Source organism: Bacillus cereus group sp. N31 (genome assembly GCF_016483245.1).
Classification (GTDB): domain Bacteria; phylum Bacillota; class Bacilli; order Bacillales; family Bacillaceae_G; genus Bacillus_A; species Bacillus_A toyonensis.
Genome location: NZ_JAEHCH010000004.1, coordinates 41,286 through 63,874, shown reverse-complemented (window position 1 = coordinate 63,874; position 22,589 = coordinate 41,286). Strand labels below are relative to the sequence as shown.

Genomic DNA, 22,589 nt, shown 5'->3' with positions numbered 1-22,589 from the left:
AGAGGTTTATATGAAATTAAAAGACAAAGTAGCAATCATAACTGGTGGTGCAAGCGGAATTGGCGAATCTACCGTTCGTCTTTTTATTGAAGAAGGTGCAAAAGTAGTTATCGCTGACTTTTCTGAACGTGGAAAAGACCTATCAGATGAATTGAACGCAAATGGATATGATACGTTATTTATTAAAACTGATGTAACAGTAGAGGCAGATATTAAACAACTAATCCATGAGACAGTAAGTAAATACGGTAAATTAGATATTATGTATGCAAATGCCGGCGTTGCTGATGATGCACCGGCAAACGAATTGTCCTATGAAAAATGGAAAAAAACCATTGATATTAACTTGTCAGGGGTATTCCTTTCTGATAAATATTCGATTGAACAATTTCTTAAACAAGGTGCAGGCGGTGTCATCGTTAACGCTGGTTCGATTCATAGTTTTGTTTCATTACCTACCCCAACAGCATACTCCTCTGCAAAAGGTGGCGTAAAACTATTAACTCAAAATTTATGTACCGCCTACGCTAAATATGGAATACGTATTAATGCGGTGTGCCCTGGGTATATTGATACCCCTTTGCTTGGTAGTGTTAATCCTCAACAGAAAGAATATTTAGCTTCCCTTCATCCACAAGGCAGACTTGGAACACCAGAAGAAGTGGCTAAAGCTGTCTTATTTTTAGCAAGTGATGATGCTAGTTTTGTTAATGGTACAACACTTCTTGTTGACGGAGGCTATACTGCACGTTAATGAAAAAATTTCAAAGCACATCTCTAAGGAATATATAGTCTTTAACAAGAAAAAGCACCGTCACAAGTGACGGTGCTTTTTCTATGTAAGAGCTACTAGAAGGTTCCCTTCTAGCCTACTCCCATTTATAAGTCCAAAATTGTTCAAGTTGCAACCATTTTAATGTTGCTGCATCTTTGTTTTTGATTTTCGCATGCGTTTCTTCGAGCATCGCTTCTGTTTGCGAACGGTGCGCACCTAGTGCAGCTAATTTATGCTCGAATACTTCACTAATATTATTTACAACATCCGGTTCACCGAGTACTGCTTCGCGATTTTTCGTAATCGCAACCGCATGAATAACTGGACGTTCTTCTTTTTGCATACGTGATACAGCGCGAACGACAGCGTGGCCAAATGCATCATGATCTGGATGTACGCCGTGCTCTGGATAAAATGTAATAATTCGAGATGGATTTACTTCTTGGATGATTGCTTCAATTTTATCTGCAACGAAATCAACATCTTCAAATTCTAACGTTTTATCATGGAAACCAAGCATTCTTAAATCTTGAATCCCCATCGCTTCACATGCATCTTTCAATTCTTTTTCACGGATATGTGGAATCGTTTCACGATTAGCGAATACGTTTTTTCCCATGTTACGTCCCATTTGTCCTAAAGTACCGCACGCATACGTTACAGGTACTCCTTGATCTGTTAATAAGCGAATTGTTCCTCCAGCAGCAAATGCTTCATCATCTGGGTGCGGAAATACAACAAGTACATGTCTCTCCATAAGTTTCCCTCCTTCTTACTTAAATGGCGTTAAGCTTAACTCAAGCGCTACCGCTAAGCGACCTTGGTTATCATGCCCTGCAAGTAATAAACGCTCTTTATCGTCTACTTCCCAGTGCGTAATACCTTCTGCATATACCCAGCCGTGATCCATCTTTAGACCAACTCGGTATGGGTTTGTTCCAGTTATTTTCCCACGCTCAAAGCGAATAATTGCATTTCGAATGAATGCTCCAACTGTCATCATCTTTTCATTAAAGTGTGACGCATACGCTCCGTTCGTTGTTTCTAAATGAATATATACATCTTTATTTACAAAACGTTCAATTTCATTTTGAATAAGAGAACTATCTTTTACTATTTCCATCGGAATTCACCTCTTTAAACCATTTTACGCAAAAATAATGTAAATTGCTATCTCTATATTAGAGGACAACGCTCACTTTTCCTAATAATTTGCACTGTGTTTTGTTATTTTTTTTATCATATGTGGAATTCAGAACTTTTCCTTCACTTCGTTAAATAGTTTTCTTTCTTTTTTGAATTTGCTACAATATATTTTATCCCGTATGAATGCATCTGGATACGTTTTGACAATTGAATACATATTTTAAAGAAGGTGACTCGCTTGGAACAATCAGCACATGAAGTAGCAAATTGGCAATATTATTTTGCAATTGCCGTATTTTTAGTCACGTACGGTTTTATTATTTCTGAAAAATTGAATCGTGCTGTAATTGCACTATTCGGTGCTGCTATTATGATTATTTTTGGAATTGTAGATTTACACACTGCTTTCACATCACATATTCAATGGGAAACGATCACCCTTTTAATCGGGATGATGATTCTCGTACATATTACGAGTCAATCAGGCGTATTTGAATTTGTAGCTATTAAAGCAGCAAAAGCAGCTGACGGAAAACCGATTCGCATTTTATTATTACTATCCTTATTAACCGCCGTCGGTTCTGCATTTTTGGATAATGTAACGACTGTTTTATTAATCGTTCCTGTTACACTATCCATTACACGTATTTTAAAAGTTAACCCTGTTCCTTATTTGATTTCAGAAGTACTGTTTTCAAATATAGGTGGAACTGCTACTTTAATCGGTGATCCACCGAACATTATGATTGGATCAGCTAATAAGCATTTAGACTTTAATGCCTTTTTACTAAATTTAGCTCCAATCGTAATTATTATTTCTATCGTTACACTTGGCATTATTTACTTCATGTATCGTAACAAACTAAAAACAACGCCTGAACAAATCGAAAAACTAATGGCGTTAAACGAAAAAGATTATATTAAAGATCAAAGCCTCCTTTTAAAATCGATTACAATTTTAGGACTAACTATTTTAGGCTTTGTACTTCATTCTATTATTCATGTAGATGCTGCCGTTATCGCAATGACTGGTGCTACACTTCTTATGTTAATCGGCGTAAAAGAACATGAAATAGAAGATATATTTGCCCACGTTGAATGGGTAACCATTTTCTTCTTCGCCGGACTATTCGTTCTCGTTGGCGGATTAATTGATATCGGACTTATTTCTTCACTCGCAAAAGAAGTAATCGACGTAACAAATGGCGATATCGGTTTCGCTGCGATACTTATTTTATGGGTATCTGGCATCGCATCTGCGACAATTGACAATATTCCATTTGTCGCAACGATGATTCCTCTTATTCAAGATTTAGCTACTGGCCTCGGATTATCTGTTGATTCGCCGCAAATCGAAGTGCTATGGTGGTCGTTATCTCTTGGAGCTTGCTTAGGAGGTAACGGAACATTAATCGGAGCATCAGCAAACGTAGTTGTTGCTGGTATTGCAAAACGTGAAGGACATGGATTTTCTTATATGGACTTCTTAAAAATCGGTTTACCGTTAACAATCATTGCACTATTGTTATCACATGCTTACATTTATTTACGTTATTTAATGTAGAAGTTGTACTGCATGAAATTCTATCGTCAAATACAAAAGGTTTGCAGCATAGTGCTGCAAACCTTTTTTCCATCACCAAAATATACCGATAATTGCTAATCCACCTAATATCATACCACCAATTTGCCCAACGATTGCGGGTGATAGTTGAACACCTTTCCTCACTTCAACAACCGGTCTTTCGTGCCTTAGTTGCTGCACTTCGCTTTGAAGTTGATGTACACTTCCGTGCAATTCTTTAATTAGCTCTTTTAATTCAGCAACCTCTTCATTTACTGGTTTACTTTTTTCTAAATTCATTTTGCATAACTCCTTATAAATTCAATCAGTACACTGTAAATTTTCGCCAATTTTCATTATATCTCCTGCATACTACATATATAATTTTGAATGTATTTTCTAACCTTGCTTCTCCATCCATTCATCCCGCAATATCCCCATAATGATACGATCAAAACACTTCCCATCTCTTTGCACTGCTTCTCTCATACAGCCTTCTATCTGAAAACCCATCTTTTTATACAACTCAATAGCAGCTTTGTTATAAGAAATAACATCAAGACCAACTCGGTGTAAATTTAATTCATAGAAAGCATACTTTAAAATAAGATGGATTGCTTCTCTTCCATATCCCTTACCTCTATCATTTGCATCTCCTATACCGATGGCTAATAAACCCGTTCTGTTATTCCACTCCATGCCATGAATTGCAACAAAACCAATTAAACGATCATCTTGAAGTGTTCTTAACATGAAAGAAACACTATTCGATCTCCGTCCCTTTAATAGGCCATCACTTGCTATTTCTTGTAACGATTGCGGGAATGCTACATCTGTATCTACATTTCTTAAATACTCACTATCTTCTTGCCACATAGCCATTACTTCAACATCTTTTTCTCTACTAGCTGATAATTTAATCGTTTTATTTTGAAAAAGATTCATTGTCATTTCAAACTCCCCCTTTTTAAGTAACGGGGATACTTATTTTAGCCTATTTATCCCCTTGTTCCATAAACTGCTTTATAAACGGGATACTTACAATAAGCGCTGACATTGGCACATCTCCTCTATACTAAATTAACTTCATTGTATAATTTTTCATTTATTCTAACAATAAGAATTACAAAAAGACCCTCCAAATTTAGAGGGTCTTTCCTAATAGCAAAACTGTATTATTTCGTAAACATTTTCTCCGCTTCATCCATCGCCATTTTGTTTCCTAAAGCAGAATAGTCAAGCCATGGTTGGTCATTAATAGTATATACGTGCTTACCTTTAACAGCTTTTAAGTCTTTCCAAATTGGTGTTTCTTGAAGTTGTTTAAATGCTTCTTTCGCTTTATCGTCTCTATTTACAACAACGAAAATCGCATCTGCATCAAAGTCAGGTAATACTTCTTGTGAAATGACTTCGAAGGGGCGGTTTCCATCAATTTTCTCTACACCATTTGCAGGCTGTAATCCTAAGTCATGGAATAAAATTGGTCCCATCGGTCTTTTCGTACTAAATACACGTAACTCTTTTGCAGTAACGCGAATTGCCATTACTTTTTCGTTATTACCCAGCTCTTTATCTATTAAATTTTTCACTCGTTTTGATTGTTCTTCATAGTCTTGAATATATTTATCTGCTTCTTTCTCACGGTTTACAAGTTTACCTACTTCTTTTAAATGATCTCTCCACGTACCTTCATCTAAATTAAAAGTATGTGTTTTTGCAATTTTTTCGTATTTCGCTAAATCTTTGCCAGCATATTTTTCATCCACATAAATTTCAGATGGCTTTAATTGTAGTAATGCTTCCATATTCGGATCTGTTACAACCCCAAGTTTCTTCGTATCTTTCAACTGCTCTTTTGCGTGCGGTAAGAAATCTTTTAAATCTCCACCAATAACAGAACCTACTGGTGTAATTCCTAATGCAAGTAAATTGTTCGTTAAGTGAATAGACATGGAAGCAATTTTTGGATCATTACTTTTTTCCGTTTTTTGCGTTGCCTCTTCATTAGATTTCGTTTGACCACATGCTGCTAATACTAAAATACACATAATGCTAAATAAAATAGTAAGTTTCTTTTTCATATGTTCTCCTCTTTGAAGTAGTTATTTTGTTTTTGTAAGTAAATAAAGAAAATACGGTGCCCCTAAAGCCGCTACTACTACACCAGCCGGAATAGAATTCGGCTCAAATATAGAGCGTCCTATCATATCTGCGAGCACTAAAATAATCATTCCGATTATGCCAGCTAACGGAAGGAAGTGTTGATAGGTAGTACCTACTAACTTTCTTGCGATATGCGGAGCAACTAAGCCGATAAAGCCAATCCCCCCTGCCATCGATACACTTGCGCAAGATAATCCAACCGCTGTAGCTAAAAGTAATAACCGTTCTTTTTGCACAGAAACACCAAGTCCTGCTGCTACACTATCACCTAGTGACAATGCATTTAACGTTTTAGATTTTAGCCATGCATACGGGGTTAGTATGAAAATCCAAGGTAATAATGCTAGCACATGAATCCAGTCTCTTCCCCACACGTTACCAACTAGCCATCTAGAAGCGAATGTATACGTCTCATCATTTAACTTGAGAGAAAAAAATAGCGAAATTGCACTAAAGCCAGCTGAAACTGCAATACCAACGAGAATAAGTCTAATGGGAAGTAAACCTTTTGACCGATCACTCGCAAGTAAAATAATAAGAAATGCAGCTAATACTCCTCCGCCAAATGTAAATAACGGTATTAAAATGGATGCACTCTCATTAATAGAATGAAAGAGAGTAACAAATACGATAAGACCGAAAGATGCACCTGAATGCAACCCTAAAATACCAGAATCTGCAAGTGCATTACGGGATAACCCTTGCAAAATCGCACCGGAAATACCAAGACCAATACCGGCTAACATCGTGATTATTATTCTTGGCATACGATAATCATATAGCACGGTTGCACTCTCAAAATCACCATAACCCAAAAGTGTTTCAATTACTCTAAGTGGCGCTATACTCAGTGTCCCTGTATTTAAACTAATTAAAATTACAGCGATACTTATACATCCGAAGATTGTAGTTACAGTAATAGCTCTCTTTTTATCCGTGTTAAAAAGATCCTTCACTTATAATTCCCTCCCAACTTTACGTGCTATATAGAGGAAGAATGGAACTCCAACAAGAGCTACCATAATCCCTATCGCAAGTTCCTTAGGAGGATTTACTGTTCTTGCCCCTAAATCAGCTACAACTAATAACATAGCTCCTAATAATGCTGACATAGGAATAATGAGTCTATAATTAACACCAACTAATTTTCTAGCAATGTGCGGGATAACTAGTCCTACAAATCCAATAGAACCAACAGCTGAAACAGAAACACCTGCCAGAATAACTACTATAATCATTCCTAGTATTCTCGTTCGGTTCGTTTTCACTCCTAAATTTGTAGCAACATCATCTCCCATTGATATGAGTGAAATCGATTGCCCTAACACTGTCGCAAAAACAATCGTTATAAGAATAATAGGAACTAAAAATTTCAAGTGTTCCCACTTAACGCCTGCAACACCACCAGCGTACCAAAACGCTAAATCTTGGCTTAAATCATAATAAATTGCAATACCTGAACTTAACGAATGTAAAAGTGCTGCCATAACCGCTCCAGCAATCGTTAACCTCATTGGTGTTAACCCGCCTGATGTTGCTGATCCAATAACAAAAATAAGTACTGTACTTAAGACAGCTCCAATAAAGGAAACAATCATTAAATAGGAATACGGCATATGTGGGAAAAAAGCAAAACTAAGCGCTACTACAAACATCGCACCTGCATTTATTCCGAGTACACCTGCATCAGCTAAAGGATTTCGTGTTACACCTTGCATAACAGCACCAGCAACCGCAAAAGCTGCCCCTACAACTGCTGCACCAATTACTCTCGGGAGCCTTAATTCATAAATAATTTGGTGCTGTGTTAGTTTCGGATTGTAATCCAAAACCGCTGCCCACACCGTTTGTAAATGAATATCTTTTGCACCCAATGAAATGGCTAAAAATATAGACCCAATTAAAAATAAAATTGTTAAGCTCATGAAACATATGGACTTAATATGTATCCAGCGGTTATTACCAGCATGTACAGTAGACTTATGTAACATGTTTCATTTCATCCTTTATATTCAGTTGTTTTTTATAATTATTTTTTATTTGTAATTATTATTGATAATAATTATCATTTTCATTTAGATATTATATCGCCACTTTTTTTAAATAGCAAACTATTTTTTACTTTGTTAAAATATTAAAATACTTATTACAATTCCCTTCTAAAACTTACAAATACATGCAAAATAGACTACTAGCTTATTTTTAAAATCGTAGTATACTTAGTCATTATTTCGAGTTTTCTAACAAACTTATCAAAGGAGACCCAATGTTCTGCATAAAACAATTACTACATTTCACTTACGAACAAGCATTATCTTGTTTATTCCCAGTCGCTATTTTTTTAACACTAGCCCTTTCAAAAATTATTTCTATCCCAGGGTTATATCGCTATGATTTCATACTCATCGTATGTCTTCTGATGCAGTGGATTATGTATAAAACTGGTCTTGAAACAAAGGACGAACTAAAAGTAATTACTGTTTTTCATTTAATTGGACTTTTACTAGAAATATATAAAGTACATTTCGGTTCATGGAGTTATCCTGAAGAGGCATATTCGAAAATTTTTGGAGTTCCACTTTACAGCGGTTTTATGTACGCAAGTGTCGCAAGTTACATATGCCAAGCGTGGAGAAGATTGCATTTACAAATGCACCATTGGCCAAAAGCCATTTTTGCCATACCGTTAGGAGCTATAATTTACTTCAATTTTTTTACACATCATTTTCTATATGACTTTAGATGGGTATTAACTTTACTTTTATTCATCGTTTTCTTTCGGACATTTGTAGAATTTTCATTGCAAAGCGTTACATATAAAATGCCGCTCGTACTCTCATTTTTCCTTATCGGATTCTTTATTTGGATTGCAGAAAACATCGCTACTTTTTTCGGAGCATGGCAATATCCAAATCAACGAGAAGCATGGAACCTCGTTCACTTAAGCAAAATTAGCTCATGGTTTTTACTCGTTGTTATTAGCATTATGATTGTTACGCAGCTAAAACATTTGAAGGAGTCGAAAAGATAATACTGATTATGTAAAAACAGTTAGCCCCTCGCTCATTAGAGAGTGAGGGGCTTTTTTAGTAATATTTTTTAAACCGTCCCTATCAAAGGAGTTATAAATTCATCATAATTTACAAGAGCATAAGCAGTTGCACATTATGAACTACTACTAGCAGAAGAGGTTGCTGCAGATGAAGCGGCAATCGTTGCCATCATGGCTGCCTGTTGTGCTTGTATGAGGACTTCTATCATTGTTTGTAAACCTGTGTTGGTAGTTTTACTTTCCTCACCTTTCTGACTTACGAACAGTTGAATAGCAATAAGAATATTTATATCTGTATGCCAACGGAACAATTTATCCCCCTGCAATTTTTCAATAAATGCTCTAATAGAATGAATCTCTTTTTCTCCGTCCTCGAGTAACGCTAGTAGCCCGATAGCTGGGTAATGCATCTGTTTTACTTTTACCTTTTCTTGCTTTAACAAATTCCATATATTTGTGCATTTTGCAACTAATAGTTCTTCCCTGACATCCTTCTTTAGTGAAAGAATATGACTCAAAAATTGAAGATCATTCCCTTTACGCAAACCAGCTGTCGCTAGTTTCTGATAAAGACGTTCCACTCGGTCCATAAGTGTTTCTACATGCTCTGATTGTCCTGCTAATAAAACTGCGAGCGGATAATCATTTGTACTTGTAAGAAAGAGGTGATCCTTTTTCATGCGTTTATATACTTGCATCGAACGCTGAATGTGCGCGCCATGTTGTTCATCTTCTTCTGTTAAAAGCACAGCTGCTGCGAGATAAGTAAATATACTCCGGCTAAAGCCACCAGTGACCAATTGTTCATATAAATCTAAAAACGTCCGAAAAGCTTTCTTGTAATCTGTAAAGTGAATATCTAATGTTGCGGCCACTACAAAACGATGATAAGACTTTAAGTATGAAAACATCCCTACCTGATTCTTAATATAACTACTAATTTCTAAAAAACGTCCGAGATCAAACAATTTATCACTACCTGCATACATAGCAGCAATCATCATTCCTGTTCGAGAATCACTCGTTTTCCATTTTAGTTCTCCCTTTAACTGTACATATGTATGTTTATATTGCTCCAACTTTTGTTCTAATGTAATCATAGTATTCACCCCTATTTCTAGTTCTTCTCTATTATTATACGTATATTCCATATTTAGGAATACTATAATTAATAATCACACCATAAAAATTATAAAATCCTTTTATTACTATATATTGTTTTTTGTCTTTCTTCATCAGCATCAAGATGATAATCCCTAATCCTTCAAAAAGTTATACAAAAAAGGTAGATAATAATTTATCTACCTTTTTTGTATATATTATTTAACATTACACCTGTATTGCTTGTTATATGCAATTAAGACTAAAGAGCTTTAATAATTCGTTCCATCGCCTTCATTTGCCCAAGATGATCCGCTTCATGATAAAGCATCATACCGTAAAGCTCCCCTACTGTTTCTAATCCTAGGAATGGTTCTGGAAGTTTATTTTCAAATACTTCTGCTGGCATTTCGTTAATACGCTTCGCTTGTTCTTTTAATTGAGCCGTTAACACTTCTAATGATGGCCCTTCTGTTTCCCATTTAGATGGTCGTGTACCATATCCAAACATACCTGGGTATTCAGTTGGTAATTGTTTAAATTCTCTTCCAAACATGAAAGTTTCTGCTGCCGTTAACACGTGACCAATATGCCAGCGAATTGTATTGTTAAAGCCATCCGGCTGCGTATCCGCAGTATTATCATCTAACGTTTCCATGAATTTCAGTAATGCTCCACGCGTTATTTCAAATTGTTTTAAACCAACTAGTCTATTCATTTTATCGCTCCCCTTTTTTATGTACAATTTATTATGAACTAAGAGTGTTCAACTTATTAAAGTTTCACCTTGTATAATCTATCAGAAACAATTAAGAAATACATCTAATATGCTTAGTAAAAATAATAACAAAGGTTCACTCCTCATAAATATAGAATTACTTACTGCACAAATATTTTAGTAAACAAAAGAGGAGTGTAATGGCATGTTACATATTTTAAAACAACAATATAATCTTATTAGCTCTACAAGAGAAACTCTATTTTCGTTTTTTGAAGAAATCCCAGTAGAAAAATTACATAGTACTGTTCCGAATTTCGGAAGCGGTAGTATAATAAAGACGCATATTCATGTAGCCGATTGCTATCGATACTGGCTTGGATCATTCGCATTCAAGCAAAAAAGAGCAGATTTTTCATTTGCCAGCGATTATGAAGTTGAGCATGCAGATGTCGAAAAAGTTCGTACTAGATTTAAGTTAGTAGATGAGGTTGTACTACGTTTTTTAGATGAATATAATGACCGATGGCTCGAAAATATAGCAAATGAAGTAAAATGGCAAAAAGAACCTTGGAGTACAACTCCGCTATGGCTTTTAACTCATACAGAGACACATGAATTTCATCATAAAGGACAAATTGTATCGATGGCTCGTCATCTTGGATATGCTCCTCCTGATACAGACCTTAGTTAATTCAATGGGCCATGATTACTGAAAAGATTAGAATGAATACAGATCGAGCATGTTTTGAAACCCAATCAAAACATGCTCTTACAATATTCTACCTTACAATTTTCATATTCCTATCAATACCAAATAGTCTCCGCATAATTATAAGCATCACTATTCGGAATAGCATGTTTCCCCTGCGCTTGCGCCTTTCTTGGATCTAAATCATATACCATTGGCGTATAGCATGATGTTTGCCCTTTATTTACAACACCATTTCCTCCAGCACTTCCGCAAGTGTATGCCTTTCCATCTGTTTTTCTAACAATCCTTGCATCAGCTTCGTTATTATAAACTGCTGGGCGGGTTACAGTAACTTTTGTCCATGCTGTCTTACAAGTCGTGCTAAATTTTAATTCTACATAAGAATTTGAATCAATCCACTTCTTTTCTTTCGTTACTGCGGATTGATCACAGCTGTTATAGTAAGGACTTTTCCCATCATATGAATGATCTTCTGCGTATGCTTTATCGCTATTAGTCGTGCTAAACATACTAGTTACAACGAGTAAAGATAGCAATAAACATGCACTCACCTTTTTTAATAGCTTCATATAATTTCACTCCTTTATTAATAACGTGCTGTTTTACCGTAACCGTTATTAAACGTAACCGCTTCAGCATCTGCTGTGTATCCGAAATCTGCAGTTAAATCAAATACCATTCCTGTATACGTGCTCGTTTGACCTGTTTTTATTGTGCCGTTCCCCTGATTAGAAGTAACTGATTTTTGGAATACACCATTTTTATATTTATTTACAACTGCGTACGCATACACTCCTCCCGAAACATCTGGTGCTGGTTGATCTAAAACAAGCTTAGACCATGCTGCATGACATTTATTACTGTAACGTAAATATACTGTCCCTACTTTTTTACTACCTTCATAAACTGCTGTAGACTTTGCATTAAATCCATCTGCATCACACGTTGTACTTCCCCCGTATACTTTCGTTGTTGCTGGATTTTTTCCGTCATAATAACTACTTAAATCAGTAGCTGCCAATGTACTTCCTTGGAAACTAAATAATACACCTATACTTGCCGCACTTAACACGCATACTTTCATTAACTTTTTAAACATATTAAATTCCCCCCTCACAATAGTACGTATACTAAAGACAATCTATCCCCTATGTAAGCCCTCCTTTCACGCTTCCTAGAGGCATCTTACAGAAACGAATAAACGTTGTAAATTCCCTTATGATTATTGGAATATACGAAGAATTTTACTTATCCTTGTAAGAAAAAAAGTTGAGAAATACACATTTTATAGCATTCTTTATTTAAAACATAAAAGAACCGATACTTGTTATATTCAAGCATCGGTTCTTTATACAAAATTGCCATTTTTTCTTTTATATAAAATAAATATTTCTCCACTTAATCCGTTGTAAAAAACTCCCTCGTTACATCAATAAATTGCTGCAGTGGCGCTGTCATCCATTTATCTTTATGCCAAGCAATTTGTGTATAAATCGGAGGTATTGTTTCTTTTAACACTAACTCCTTTAACGTCCCTTCCCGTATATCTTTTTCTACTACTATTGCTGGCAAAACTGCTATACCTAAATCCGCAATGACACATTGTTTAATTGCCTCGACACTAACAAACTCAATCTTATTTGCTGGATATACGTCTTCCGCACGAAATAACTCTTCAAATAAAGTCCGATATGAGCACCCTAGTTCAGTTAACAAAAGTGTTTCACTCTCTAAATCTTTTATAGAAACGGAAGCCTGTTCGAGTAAACAATGCCCTGGAGCCGCTACTACTTTTAATTCTTCTTTCATAAGTGGATCCACATGCAAAGCATCTTCTGTTTTACATTCGTCCAAAATAAATGCAAGATCGACTTTCCCCTCCATCAATTGTTCCTTCGCATCTTTATTGGAATGCGCTGGTTTAAATATAAGCTTTATTTTGGGGAATTGTATTTTAAACCTCTTTAATATAGAAGGAAGCCTATATGTACATTGACTTTCTTGTGCACCAATTATTAACGTACCTGCTATTTCCTCATCATCTTTCACAGCCGTCTTCGCTTCGTTACTAAGTGCGATTATCTTGTCCGCATATAGTTGAAACTTTCTTCCTGCTTCAGTTAAGAAAAGACGTTTCCCTAACCTCTCAAATAGTGGTGTACCGAGCTCAGCCTCTAACGTTTTAATTTGTGCTGTAACACTCGATTGGGCAAAGTTTAATTTCTTCGCAGTTTGTGTAAAGTTCAAAGTTTCCGCGGCTATTTTAAATGTAATTAATTGTTTTATCTCCATTTATCATCCCTCTTTTCAATCGCTATTTCCGATTGATTTCATCGAAATAATCCTCTTTGTCTATCGATGTTTATATTGTATGATAAAGAGCATCGACAAACAATATAAATGGAGGTATTCCATATGAAAGCACTTTGTTTCGAACAGTTCGGAAATCCGGATGTACTACAATATAAAGAAATACATGATCCAATCATAAATTCAAATGAAATTCTTGTCCGCACGAAAGCAATCGGTTTAAACTTTGCTGATATTTATAGACGCCGCGGTGATTATCATCTCGCTGGTAACCCGCCATATATATTAGGTTATGAAGGGGCTGGTATTGTTGAACAAGTAGGAGCTGACGTTACTACTATCAATCCTGGGGACCGTATTGCATTTGCTGACGTCCCATTTGCAAATGCAGAATTAGTTGCCGTTCCATCAGAGAAAGCAATTCCACTTCCAGATTCTATCCCGTTTGAAACAGCCGCTTCTGTCTTATTGCAAGGCTTAACAGCACATTATTTAACGAAAGATAGCTATCAAATAAAACAAGGTGATGTTGCTTTAGTACATGCTTCGGCTGGTGGTGTTGGTCAACTTCTTATACAAATAATTAAACTACTGGGCGGAAAAGTAATCGGCCTCACATCATCAAAAGAAAAAGCAAAAGTAGCCACGTTAGCTGGTGCAGATCGCGTATTTTTATATACTGAAGAATGGCATACGAAAGTACTTGAATTGACTAATGATACCGGAGTAAATGTTGTATATGAATCAGTAGGTTCTACATTAGAGGAAAGTTTTAAAGTTACTAAAGTTGGTGGTACCGTTGTATTCTACGGAATGGCTGGTGGTAATCCCGTGCCTGTTGATCCGCGTATGCTTATGGATACTTCAAAAACTTTAACTGGCGGAGACCTTTGGAACGTGCTTACTACTTTTGAAGAACGTAAGCAGCGCTCTACTCAATTATTTGATTGGATCACTACTGGAAAATTAAACATTGCGAGTCCTACTACATTCTCTTTACAAGACGGTGCCCGCGCCCATGAATTATTAGAGAGCCGTAAAAGCACAGGGAAGATTTTATTGATACCATAATCGTTCATATTTAAAAAGGAAGCTAGAATATATTTCATTGCTTCCTTTTTAAATGTTATTAATGTTCCATTTTGCTTCTTTTTAATAACCCTGTTATTTATATTTTTTATTTCTATACTTCTCTTTCTAGGCCCCTCATTTTTAGGTTTATAAAATAAATGAATCTAAATATTAAAGGAAAGAACAAACCTCCGGATATCAACGACCCAATAAATACAGTATCAATAAAAGAAAAAATCCCAAAGAATAGCATTCCAAAAAAATAAAATACAACTGCACTCCAATAAATAAAACGCGGAAACTTAGTTTGGAACGAATCACCTTTTTTACACGGTTTTCCAAATAAAAAATGAACGAATTTAATCAACATAATCACTTCTCCATATAATTGTTAATATCCTTTTCTTCTTAGAACTGAGCATAAATCACATACTATGTATCTTTTTCTTTGAGTTTTCCGACAACGGGGTTATTAGCTATGTCGAATACAGTAACCTTTTACTCATATGTTTCGCAAAGGCAACAATATATTTTTATTTCAATACAAATCGCCTATCCCCATTATCATGTTGCAATTCAAACAATACTGGATTACTAACAAATCTTTTTAACAAAACGTATGCCTCATGATCAGTTATTTCATTAGGAATATTAATGCCACTAAATGATGTTGAGGAAATTAGTGTATGAAAATCATATTTAAATTCATAATCACCAATATAAGTAAGTGCCAATTGCCCTTTCCATTCAATTTGATACGTCTGTCCTTCTAATCTAGTAAACTTAATATTATGAAAGGCTGACGCATCATGTCCAAGTAAATAAACGTCAAATGCAGTTAAATCTGAATCTAAGTTCTTCTGCTCATCTTCGGATAAAAAATCAATTGCAAATCTCTTCCCATTTAGCAAATCCAAATCAAAAGGCACCTCATCACTTCCTACACGAAACCCTTTAAAATCCCATTCTTCTGATGACAAAGTACAGCTATGGAAGTTGTTCCATACAATCTTCGCGTGCCAGTCATCAACATCTTCTCCATCTTCTTCATCATCTTCATCATCATAATCCGCAGTCTCTAAATGTAAATCAAAATACAAACCAGCTACACCATTTAACTCTTCTTCCTCCGCATATTTAAAATGTGCACTCCACTTAAAATTAACAATTCGATGACCTTTAGGCCACGGGTTGTCCACAAAATATATTCGATCCATATTTACACGTTCCTTATTTTGTTTTATTTCTCGTAAACTCACTTAAATTTCGAGATGAAATGTAAGACTAGACTAATAGCCCTCCAATAAGCTGCAAGACAATTTATTGTTTCTACTCTCTTACTATATCACCACAATAATTTTCATAGTGTATTTTTAACAGAATATTCCGATTCAAATTAACAAATGATATACTGAAAAATAAAAAGAAGCTAGATTTTCTAGCCTCCTTTTCTTATCTCTATTTGAGATTTAATTATATTTCCACACTTTCTTTCCCTTTTGCAACATACCTCATATCTCCAACCGACTCGACGATGTATTCCCCATCTTTATATAAAATTTTCGTTACACTTGCATTCTCTACTCCAAGTTTTGTTTTACTACTATCTATCATTTCTATTAAGGCAGTAATCAAAAGCCCATGAACGACAACTAAAACGTTACCGCCTCCATTTGCAGCAGCTTCTTCACTAATTTTATCAATCTCTGTTTTTATACGGGCAGAAAATAATTCCCAATCTTCCGCTTGTTTCGTAGGATCTGCTGTTCTAATAAGATTAATTACTTCTTGAATAGAAAGCTTCATAAGTTCTTCTGGTGCTGCAACACCCGCAGCTTTTCCAACCGTATCCCACATATTTTCAAGTTTTTCACCTTCAAAAATACCAAAATTTAATTCTCGTAAATTTTTTCTTTTCTCAAGTTTCAATTTTGATTGCTCACTATATTTTAATACTAAATTAGCAGTTTCAATCGCTCGGCCGCTATCGCTACTATACACATTCGTAAAATGAACATCTTTTAATCCTGTTCCTAAATTTGAGGCAACTTCCACACCTTTTTCTACTAACGGAGAGTCTGCCCAACCTTGCGCGCGATGGTTCGTATTTAATATTGTTTTACCATGTCTTGTAACATATAACGTAACTACATTCTCATTGCTATTTGTTTCTCGCTTATTCATTCTATTCTCTCCCTTTACGTTTCTATATCAATTTTACCACCTCAATTATTCATTGAGCAAAATATACGTCAGTAGATCTGCTGAAAAAAAACAGCTATCTTTCTGTATATCTCTACAAAAAGATAGCATTTTTTATGATTACATTTCTTAGCCAATACTTCTACTCAGCAAAAGCACTCGAATATTGTACAATTCCTTCTACACCTTGAAGAGTGTTCTCTCTTAGCTCCATCACCATAAATACTTCATCTGGCACTTCAAATGGCGCTTTTATATTCCACTGACTTACGCGTTCAAAACCGAATTTCGGATAGTACTCTGGATGCCCTAATACTACAACTGACCCGTATCCTAATTCTTTCGCTTTTTCTAAAGCAGCCGTGATCAGTTTTCCGCCAATTCCTTTCTTCTGATGGCCCCTAGCAACTGAAACTGGTGCAAGTGCTAACGATTCTACAGAAGTTCCACCTTGTTCTATTGTAATTTTCGATAACATAATGTGACCAACTATATCTTCATCTACCGCAACAATTGATAACTCCGGAACAAACGCGTCACATTCTCTAATACGTTTTACAAGTTCATGCTCTTTTTTATCACTAAATTCTTCATTTAAAAATGCCTCTTTTACAACTTCTTCTGTCTTTCTATAATCATTTTTTTGTTCTTGTCTAATCGTTACCATTCTATATTATCCTCTATTCTTTCTTATTTCTTTTTGGATTTTACGAAGTGCTTTTTTCGATCCGCGCTCTATATCATGTTGCATTTTTCTTTCTTTATAATCAACAAATAGTGTACTTAAATCGTACCCTTCTGGATATAATTCTTTCGCTGCTACCTCTAAAGTAATGCGTTTTACATTCACTTCAACGAATTCACCGTTATAATATACAACGACGTTATAAAAATTATCTTTTTCCTTATAGATGATACCAAAATCATCATAATCCAATAAATTCACACGGTCGCCGACTTTGTACTCATAATGAGATTCTCTTTTCTCTTGCACAAATTTCGGTTTTCTAATTTTACTTTCATTCACTTTTTCTATAACGTATTCTTTATTTCCCATATGCTCTTTCGCTCTTTGCAGTACATGTTCTTTTACGTTCATTTTATTCGCAATCCAAAGCGCATTACTTTCACCTGATTTACCGATAACTAATTTATAAAGTGGCTCTAGTGTTTCACTATTAAATTGCATTGCTGCATTCATAAAATCACCATGCATTTCTGAAAAGCGTTTAATTTCACCGTAATGCGTACTCGCAATTGTAATACATCCCGCAAGGTAAAATTCTTCTAAAATAGATATCGCAAGCGCCGCACCTTCATTCGGTTCTGTACCGCTCCCTATTTCGTCAAATAGTAGTAACGTATTATTATTTGACATCCTCATAATTTCAGACAAATTTTTCATATGAGATGAAAATGTGCTTAGTGCATTTTCGATACTTTGATTATCACCAATGTCTACAAATACATTTTCGAAAATAGCAATTTCCGTTTCTTTATCTCCCGCAATATGAAAGCCTGACATTGTTGCTAATGTTAATAGTCCGATTGTTTTTAACACAATTGTTTTGCCGCCTGCATTTGGTCCTGTAATAATTAAACTACGATACTCTTGACCAATTTCAAAGTTTAACGGTACAACTTGCCCTGTTAAAAGCGGATGCTTACAATTCATTAAATGAATGTTTCCGTGATCGTTTAGCTTCGGTTCTATTCCATCGATTGATTTACTAAACTTCGCTTTCGCAAATACCATGTCATATTGACTTATCAGTTCCATATTAATTTTTATACTATAAATATTTTCTACTACCATTCCTGATAGTGTCGCTAATATTTGATACTCTTCCATTGCCTCTTCTGCTTTCAAACTTGCTAGTTCCACATTTAGCTTTGTAACCGTATGTGGTTCTATAAATACAGTAGAACCTTTTGCAGAAGCTTCAACAATACTCCCAGCAACTTGATTTTTATAGGAAGATTTAATTGGAATCGTATAACGGTCATCCTTTTTACTAATAAAGAATTCCTGAATAAATTTCTTATTTGCACTACTATTTAAAAACTTCGTTAAACGCTCTTTTATTTTTCCATCTACAGAATCGATATTATTTCGAATTCGTTTTAACTCTTTACTTGCAGCTGCATCAATACTATTTCCTTTAATTGAAAAGTTAATTTCCTCTTCAATGCTTTTATATTCAGTCATTGAATTTGCATAGGAAGCTAATACTGGTGCAAAAAATTCTTTATCTAACATAAACTTTTTAATCTTTCTACATCCACGTAAAAAGTCTGAAACACTTACTAATTCCTCTGGATCTAAAATCATCCCTTTTTCTAATTTTTGAATTGTACTCGCGATATTTGAAATTCCGAAAAAAGGCACATGTCCTTCTGCATCTAATATAGTCCTTGCTTCTGTCGTTTCATTTAAACGATTTCTCACTACTTTTATACTTGTACTCGGCTCTAATTTATTTAATAATTCCTTACCTAATCCACTTACACAATAAGATTTCACTATTTCCTTTAATTCGTTATATTGTAACTTTTCAAAAGTCATCGTATTCATTTTGTTTCTCCTCACTATGATTGATGTTTATCATAAATGAAGATACCTACTCATTAGATCCCAATGAGTTTTACATTATTCAATTACTATTTTTATACATTTAAAACATATACAAAAAAGCTGCGGGGATACCGCAGCTTTTACATTTACAAGGCATGTGTAATAACATATGAGGAAATAAACCATAAAAAACGGATGGCAATCCTCTCATTACACGCTTTATAAAGTATTGTAGGTATCTTCATAGGTTTCGAAATAAACGCATGACAAAATTAGGGGTATGATACACATAAAAATCCCCTGGTCTTATCCGATTTATTTCATTAAATTTTTCCTATTTAATACCTACCGCACTCACAAAAAGCACCTCTCATTAATTTATATTTTATGGTCATTGAAATCTAATTTATTGAAATCATCATACTATATGTTTTGCAAGAAGTAAAGGTGTCATACTTTTATAACTATACAGAATGTAAAAAGAAGAGGTAACTTATATTTCAGTCTACCTCTTCTTTTTTATCACCAATTTACTGTTGAACATATATGGAAACAGAGCCTCCACTTACATGGAATTGCCCCCATCCATCTTTATTAATTGTTACAGTATTTGTTTGATTACCCGTAATATCGTACCATACTTCCCCAGCGTTATTCTTTCCAACATCCATCCACTTTGATCCTCCTGGTCCATCGGAGATTAATGTCGCTAAACCAGACTTAGCATGTACACTATCGCCTTCTCTTGTCCAGCCAATCACATCTGGATGGTCTAAATAATCACGCTGCGTACCATATGCAAAGTTTTTTCGTGCCGTCAAAATTGGATCAATTTTATCTTTTAACGCTGGAATTTCATAACTACTATTTCCGCTTGTCCCATAGTAATCACCATAGAAAACTGAAGGATAGCCCTCTGCACGAGTTAAAATAAATGCATATGCCAACGGCTTAAACCACGGACTTACTACAGATTCCAATGACTGCCCAGGTTGAGAATCATGATTCTCAACGAGAGTAACTGCGAGTGCAGGGTGATTTTTCATTACTGTTCCATTTAAAATATTTCTCATATCATAATTCCCATTTCCTGTTGAAGCATAATGAAAATTATAATGAAGCGGTGCATCAAATACAGATTGATTATAATTGACTTTTGCCAAATAATTGTTTAAAGTCTGGATATCATTTTGCCAATATTCAGCCACCGTAAACATTTCTTTCCCCGTTTGCTGCCTGACATGATTTACCCAATCGCGTAAATATTCATGATCAATATGTTTAACAGCATCTAAACGAAATCCATCTAAATTTAATTCATTCGCATACCACTTCCCCCAATTTTTCATCTCATTCGCAACATCTGGATGATCAAAATCAAGATCTGCATACATCAAATAATCATAGTTTCCATTTTCGCTAGACACTTCCCAGTCCCACGCTTTACCTATGCCCCTAAATTTATAAATTCGATTTAATTTCCTTCCTTCATCCCAATCCGTTCCGTCAAAATGATACCATTTCCATTTGAAATTAGAATAAGCATCTCTGCGCCCCGGAAAGTTAAAACCCGTCCATGCACTAATTTCATAATCACCTGATACTTCAATATTTCGATTGTTACGGTCTACCTCAACAGCTGTTACGGTTTCAGTATAATCAGCCCCACCTTTATGATTCATAACTACATCACCATATACGTCGATGTTTTGTTTATGTAAAGCGTCAATTGCAGATTTCAACTGTGCCTTTGTCCCATATTTCGTCCGCACCGTTCCTTTTTGATTGAACTCCCCTAAATCATATAAATCATAGGCCCCATACCCTACATCATTTTGCGAAGTCCCTTTATATGCAGGTGGTATCCATACAGATGTGATTCCCTTATGAGCTAAACTTTCAGCATCAGAACGCAAACGATTCCAATGATTCCCATCATTCGGAACGTACCACTCAAAATACTGCATTAATGTTCCATTATTTATCGTTGCTGCTTCTGCCTTATTCCTCCCATATATATTAGGAAAAAGCAAAATAAATAATAAACAGACTACCGTAATCCTTTTCAACATATTTACACCATCCCCTTCAAGAAAACGTTTGCATAATTCATTAAAATTATTATAATATTCGTTCTACAGTTAGTAAAGTAACAATCTTTTAATCTCTCACATTATTTTTCAAAATATGAATTTAACTATTCCACAAGTACCCCCACATAGTTTAAAATTCACATCGTATTCAAAATTGTATACAATTTATCTATAAAAGTATGACGGAGGGATTTCTATGACAGACTTTCAAAAACAATTTTTCGCACGTTTACATATAGAAGAAAAAAAAACCATATCATTTGAAGATTTATCTCAACTTATGTATGGAATGGCGCAAACTGTTCCATTTGAAAATTTAAATGTTCTCGAAAATAACTTTAAAGAAATATCAAAAGAGAATTTAAAAGAAAAAATTTTAGTAAACAACCGTGGCGGTCTTTGTTATGAACTAAATCCTACTATGTATTACTTTCTTAAAGACTTTGGATTGGATGTTTATTTAGTTTCAGGAACAGTTTACAATGCTGCAAACTCTATATGGGCTGTCGATTCCGGACATATCGCAACTGTTTTAAAACATCATCATGAACTTTATTTAATTGAAGTGGGGTTCGGATCATACTTACCTCTTGCACCTGTTCCTTTCTCAGGTGAAGTCGTTCACTCAGTAACAGGAGATTATCGTATTCGCAAAGAAACAACTGAAAAAGGAAATTACATTTTAGAAATGCGTAAAAACAATGAGTTTCTGGATCAATCTTCTGCTGATGATTGGACATTAGGCTATGCATTTTATATAGAAGAAGTGGATGAAACGAAAGCGAATACAGCACAAAAAATCATCGTTGAACATGAGGGCTCACCATTTAACAAAGTACCTCTTATTGTAAAACTTACACATGACGGACACGTTTCTTTAACAAAAGATCGTCTTACAATAACAAAGGACGGTACAAAATCTAAAGAAGAAGTTACAGACGAGCAATATACAAACCTTTTACATTCGAAGTTCGGAATTACACTATAACTGTTTAAGCCTTGCTATTTACAGCAAGGCTTTTCAATTTTCAGCAGGGATTTTTTGCAATTTGTTGTATTTCATAGTTATATAGGAATATGACTACACGTTTAGAAAGGAAA

Annotated in this window: 24 protein-coding genes; 6 read left to right on the top strand and 18 right to left on the bottom strand. The window is 35.0% G+C overall.

Annotated elements, in window-relative coordinates:
• The first annotated feature begins 10 nt into the window (after nucleotides 1-10).
• Nucleotides 11-754, top strand: coding sequence for an SDR family NAD(P)-dependent oxidoreductase (locus JDS81_RS08240; protein WP_000768010.1), 744 nt, complete (start codon nucleotides 11-13; stop codon nucleotides 752-754).
• Between the two features lie 115 nt (nucleotides 755-869).
• Here JDS81_RS08240 and bshB2 read toward each other — a convergent pair whose 3' ends face one another.
• Together bshB2 and JDS81_RS08230 are read right to left on the bottom strand one after the other, a co-directional pair.
• Entirely contained in the window at nucleotides 870-1,532 is a 663-nt protein-coding gene (gene bshB2, locus JDS81_RS08235) for a bacillithiol biosynthesis deacetylase BshB2 (protein WP_097953794.1), read from the bottom strand.
• Between the two features lie 15 nt (nucleotides 1,533-1,547).
• Nucleotides 1,548-1,898, bottom strand: a complete 351-nt coding sequence (locus JDS81_RS08230) for a YojF family protein (protein ID WP_000407039.1) — start codon at nucleotides 1,896-1,898, stop codon at nucleotides 1,548-1,550.
• Nucleotides 1,899-2,159: 261 nt separating this feature from the next.
• Between JDS81_RS08230 and JDS81_RS08225 the strand changes: the two genes are divergently transcribed.
• Entirely contained in the window at nucleotides 2,160-3,485 is a 1,326-nt protein-coding gene (locus tag JDS81_RS08225) for an ArsB/NhaD family transporter (protein ID WP_097953793.1), read from the top strand.
• Between the two features lie 72 nt (nucleotides 3,486-3,557).
• Here the strand turns inward: JDS81_RS08225 and JDS81_RS08220 are convergent, their stop codons facing one another.
• The 5 genes from JDS81_RS08220 to JDS81_RS08200 all read right to left on the bottom strand — a co-directional run bounded on the left by JDS81_RS08220 (nucleotide 3,558) and on the right by JDS81_RS08200 (nucleotide 7,642).
• The gene (locus JDS81_RS08220; RefSeq protein ID WP_001047523.1) at nucleotides 3,558-3,785 is read right to left on the bottom strand and encodes a coiled-coil domain-containing protein; all 228 of its coding nucleotides are present in this window, start codon (nucleotides 3,783-3,785) and stop codon (nucleotides 3,558-3,560) included.
• A 99-nt stretch (nucleotides 3,786-3,884) separates the two neighbouring features.
• Nucleotides 3,885-4,436 carry a GNAT family N-acetyltransferase gene (locus JDS81_RS08215; protein ID WP_000178484.1) on the bottom strand — a complete coding sequence of 184 codons (552 nt, stop codon included), beginning with the start codon at nucleotides 4,434-4,436 and terminating at the stop codon, nucleotides 3,885-3,887.
• Nucleotides 4,437-4,660: 224 nt separating this feature from the next.
• On the bottom strand, nucleotides 4,661-5,569 hold the full coding sequence (locus tag JDS81_RS08210) for an iron-hydroxamate ABC transporter substrate-binding protein (protein ID WP_016108847.1): 909 nt from the start codon (nucleotides 5,567-5,569) through the stop codon (nucleotides 4,661-4,663).
• 21 nt (nucleotides 5,570-5,590) lie between these two features.
• Nucleotides 5,591-6,607 carry a FecCD family ABC transporter permease gene (locus JDS81_RS08205; RefSeq protein WP_097953792.1) on the bottom strand — a complete coding sequence of 339 codons (1,017 nt, stop codon included), beginning with the start codon at nucleotides 6,605-6,607 and terminating at the stop codon, nucleotides 5,591-5,593.
• Entirely contained in the window at nucleotides 6,608-7,642 is a 1,035-nt protein-coding gene (locus tag JDS81_RS08200) for a FecCD family ABC transporter permease (protein WP_097953791.1), read from the bottom strand. It abuts the gene before it with no gap.
• A gap of 275 nt (nucleotides 7,643-7,917) precedes the next feature.
• Here JDS81_RS08200 and JDS81_RS08195 point away from each other — a divergent pair, with 275 nt between their 5' ends.
• Nucleotides 7,918-8,682, top strand: coding sequence for a DUF817 domain-containing protein (locus JDS81_RS08195; protein WP_097953790.1), 765 nt, complete (start codon nucleotides 7,918-7,920; stop codon nucleotides 8,680-8,682).
• A gap of 134 nt (nucleotides 8,683-8,816) precedes the next feature.
• On the opposite strand, the gene JDS81_RS08190 is transcribed toward JDS81_RS08195, so the two are convergent.
• Both JDS81_RS08190 and JDS81_RS08185 read right to left on the bottom strand, forming a co-directional pair.
• The gene (locus JDS81_RS08190; RefSeq protein WP_142312490.1) at nucleotides 8,817-9,854 is read right to left on the bottom strand and encodes a DUF4003 domain-containing protein; all 1,038 of its coding nucleotides are present in this window, start codon (nucleotides 9,852-9,854) and stop codon (nucleotides 8,817-8,819) included.
• 212 nt (nucleotides 9,855-10,066) lie between these two features.
• Nucleotides 10,067-10,522, bottom strand: a complete 456-nt coding sequence (locus JDS81_RS08185) for a DinB family protein (protein WP_001081127.1) — start codon at nucleotides 10,520-10,522, stop codon at nucleotides 10,067-10,069.
• Nucleotides 10,523-10,727: 205 nt separating this feature from the next.
• Here JDS81_RS08185 and JDS81_RS08180 point away from each other — a divergent pair, with 205 nt between their 5' ends.
• A complete protein-coding gene (locus JDS81_RS08180; RefSeq protein WP_097953788.1) occupies nucleotides 10,728-11,216 on the top strand; it encodes a DinB family protein in 489 nt (162 codons plus the stop codon).
• 113 nt (nucleotides 11,217-11,329) lie between these two features.
• On the opposite strand, the gene JDS81_RS08175 is transcribed toward JDS81_RS08180, so the two are convergent.
• The 3 genes from JDS81_RS08175 to JDS81_RS08165 form a co-directional block, all read right to left on the bottom strand.
• Nucleotides 11,330-11,806, bottom strand: coding sequence for a DUF2690 domain-containing protein (locus JDS81_RS08175; protein WP_097953787.1), 477 nt, complete (start codon nucleotides 11,804-11,806; stop codon nucleotides 11,330-11,332).
• A 17-nt stretch (nucleotides 11,807-11,823) separates the two neighbouring features.
• Nucleotides 11,824-12,336: a DUF2690 domain-containing protein gene (locus JDS81_RS08170; RefSeq protein WP_097953786.1), complete on the bottom strand. Its 513-nt coding sequence runs from the start codon at nucleotides 12,334-12,336 to the stop codon at nucleotides 11,824-11,826.
• Between the two features lie 299 nt (nucleotides 12,337-12,635).
• On the bottom strand, nucleotides 12,636-13,529 hold the full coding sequence (locus tag JDS81_RS08165; protein ID WP_000403867.1) for a LysR family transcriptional regulator: 894 nt from the start codon (nucleotides 13,527-13,529) through the stop codon (nucleotides 12,636-12,638).
• A 123-nt stretch (nucleotides 13,530-13,652) separates the two neighbouring features.
• On the opposite strand from JDS81_RS08165, the gene JDS81_RS08160 reads away from it, so the two are divergent.
• Nucleotides 13,653-14,618 carry a quinone oxidoreductase family protein gene (locus tag JDS81_RS08160; RefSeq protein WP_097953785.1) on the top strand — a complete coding sequence of 322 codons (966 nt, stop codon included), beginning with the start codon at nucleotides 13,653-13,655 and terminating at the stop codon, nucleotides 14,616-14,618.
• Between the two features lie 112 nt (nucleotides 14,619-14,730).
• Here JDS81_RS08160 and JDS81_RS30315 read toward each other — a convergent pair whose 3' ends face one another.
• The 6 genes from JDS81_RS30315 to amyS all read right to left on the bottom strand — a co-directional run bounded on the left by JDS81_RS30315 (nucleotide 14,731) and on the right by amyS (nucleotide 21,467).
• Nucleotides 14,731-14,988 (bottom strand): hypothetical protein, encoded by a 258-nt coding sequence (locus tag JDS81_RS30315; RefSeq protein ID WP_000905653.1) that lies wholly within the window; start codon nucleotides 14,986-14,988, stop codon nucleotides 14,731-14,733.
• A 163-nt stretch (nucleotides 14,989-15,151) separates the two neighbouring features.
• Nucleotides 15,152-15,835, bottom strand: a complete 684-nt coding sequence (locus tag JDS81_RS08155) for a hypothetical protein (protein ID WP_097953784.1) — start codon at nucleotides 15,833-15,835, stop codon at nucleotides 15,152-15,154.
• A gap of 256 nt (nucleotides 15,836-16,091) precedes the next feature.
• Nucleotides 16,092-16,802: a histidine phosphatase family protein gene (locus JDS81_RS08150; RefSeq protein WP_097953783.1), complete on the bottom strand. Its 711-nt coding sequence runs from the start codon at nucleotides 16,800-16,802 to the stop codon at nucleotides 16,092-16,094.
• A 160-nt stretch (nucleotides 16,803-16,962) separates the two neighbouring features.
• A complete protein-coding gene (locus tag JDS81_RS08145; protein WP_097953782.1) occupies nucleotides 16,963-17,487 on the bottom strand; it encodes a GNAT family N-acetyltransferase in 525 nt (174 codons plus the stop codon).
• 6 nt (nucleotides 17,488-17,493) lie between these two features.
• Nucleotides 17,494-19,395 carry an endonuclease MutS2 gene (locus JDS81_RS08140; protein WP_097953781.1) on the bottom strand — a complete coding sequence of 634 codons (1,902 nt, stop codon included), beginning with the start codon at nucleotides 19,393-19,395 and terminating at the stop codon, nucleotides 17,494-17,496.
• Nucleotides 19,396-19,925: 530 nt separating this feature from the next.
• Nucleotides 19,926-21,467 (bottom strand): alpha-amylase, encoded by a 1,542-nt coding sequence (gene amyS / locus JDS81_RS08135; protein ID WP_097953780.1) that lies wholly within the window; start codon nucleotides 21,465-21,467, stop codon nucleotides 19,926-19,928.
• 217 nt (nucleotides 21,468-21,684) lie between these two features.
• Between amyS and JDS81_RS08130 the strand changes: the two genes are divergently transcribed.
• Entirely contained in the window at nucleotides 21,685-22,476 is a 792-nt protein-coding gene (locus JDS81_RS08130) for an arylamine N-acetyltransferase family protein (protein WP_087970272.1), read from the top strand.
• Nucleotides 22,477-22,589: the final 113 nt, after the last annotated feature.

Coding starts and splice junctions, on each gene's coding strand:
- bshB2 (WP_097953794.1), bottom strand. CDS start 1,532: ATGGAGAGACATGTACTTGTTGTATTTCCGCACCCAGATGATGAAGCA.
- JDS81_RS08165 (WP_000403867.1), bottom strand. CDS start 13,529: ATGGAGATAAAACAATTAATTACATTTAAAATAGCCGCGGAAACTTTG.
- JDS81_RS08180 (WP_097953788.1), top strand. CDS start 10,728: ATGTTACATATTTTAAAACAACAATATAATCTTATTAGCTCTACAAGA.
- JDS81_RS08230 (WP_000407039.1), bottom strand. CDS start 1,898: ATGGAAATAGTAAAAGATAGTTCTCTTATTCAAAATGAAATTGAACGT.
- JDS81_RS08175 (WP_097953787.1), bottom strand. CDS start 11,806: ATGAAGCTATTAAAAAAGGTGAGTGCATGTTTATTGCTATCTTTACTC.
- JDS81_RS08210 (WP_016108847.1), bottom strand. CDS start 5,569: ATGAAAAAGAAACTTACTATTTTATTTAGCATTATGTGTATTTTAGTA.
- JDS81_RS30315 (WP_000905653.1), bottom strand. CDS start 14,988: ATGTTGATTAAATTCGTTCATTTTTTATTTGGAAAACCGTGTAAAAAA.
- JDS81_RS08240 (WP_000768010.1), top strand. CDS start 11: ATGAAATTAAAAGACAAAGTAGCAATCATAACTGGTGGTGCAAGCGGA.
- JDS81_RS08160 (WP_097953785.1), top strand. CDS start 13,653: ATGAAAGCACTTTGTTTCGAACAGTTCGGAAATCCGGATGTACTACAA.
- JDS81_RS08220 (WP_001047523.1), bottom strand. CDS start 3,785: ATGAATTTAGAAAAAAGTAAACCAGTAAATGAAGAGGTTGCTGAATTA.
- JDS81_RS08140 (WP_097953781.1), bottom strand. CDS start 19,395: ATGAATACGATGACTTTTGAAAAGTTACAATATAACGAATTAAAGGAA.
- JDS81_RS08155 (WP_097953784.1), bottom strand. CDS start 15,835: ATGGATCGAATATATTTTGTGGACAACCCGTGGCCTAAAGGTCATCGA.
- amyS (WP_097953780.1), bottom strand. CDS start 21,467: ATGTTGAAAAGGATTACGGTAGTCTGTTTATTATTTATTTTGCTTTTT.
- JDS81_RS08150 (WP_097953783.1), bottom strand. CDS start 16,802: ATGAATAAGCGAGAAACAAATAGCAATGAGAATGTAGTTACGTTATAT.
- JDS81_RS08215 (WP_000178484.1), bottom strand. CDS start 4,436: ATGACAATGAATCTTTTTCAAAATAAAACGATTAAATTATCAGCTAGT.
- JDS81_RS08185 (WP_001081127.1), bottom strand. CDS start 10,522: ATGAATAGACTAGTTGGTTTAAAACAATTTGAAATAACGCGTGGAGCA.
- JDS81_RS08170 (WP_097953786.1), bottom strand. CDS start 12,336: ATGTTTAAAAAGTTAATGAAAGTATGCGTGTTAAGTGCGGCAAGTATA.
- JDS81_RS08190 (WP_142312490.1), bottom strand. CDS start 9,854: ATGGAATATACGTATAATAATAGAGAAGAACTAGAAATAGGGGTGAAT.
- JDS81_RS08200 (WP_097953791.1), bottom strand. CDS start 7,642: ATGTTACATAAGTCTACTGTACATGCTGGTAATAACCGCTGGATACAT.
- JDS81_RS08130 (WP_087970272.1), top strand. CDS start 21,685: ATGACAGACTTTCAAAAACAATTTTTCGCACGTTTACATATAGAAGAA.
- JDS81_RS08195 (WP_097953790.1), top strand. CDS start 7,918: ATGTTCTGCATAAAACAATTACTACATTTCACTTACGAACAAGCATTA.
- JDS81_RS08145 (WP_097953782.1), bottom strand. CDS start 17,487: ATGGTAACGATTAGACAAGAACAAAAAAATGATTATAGAAAGACAGAA.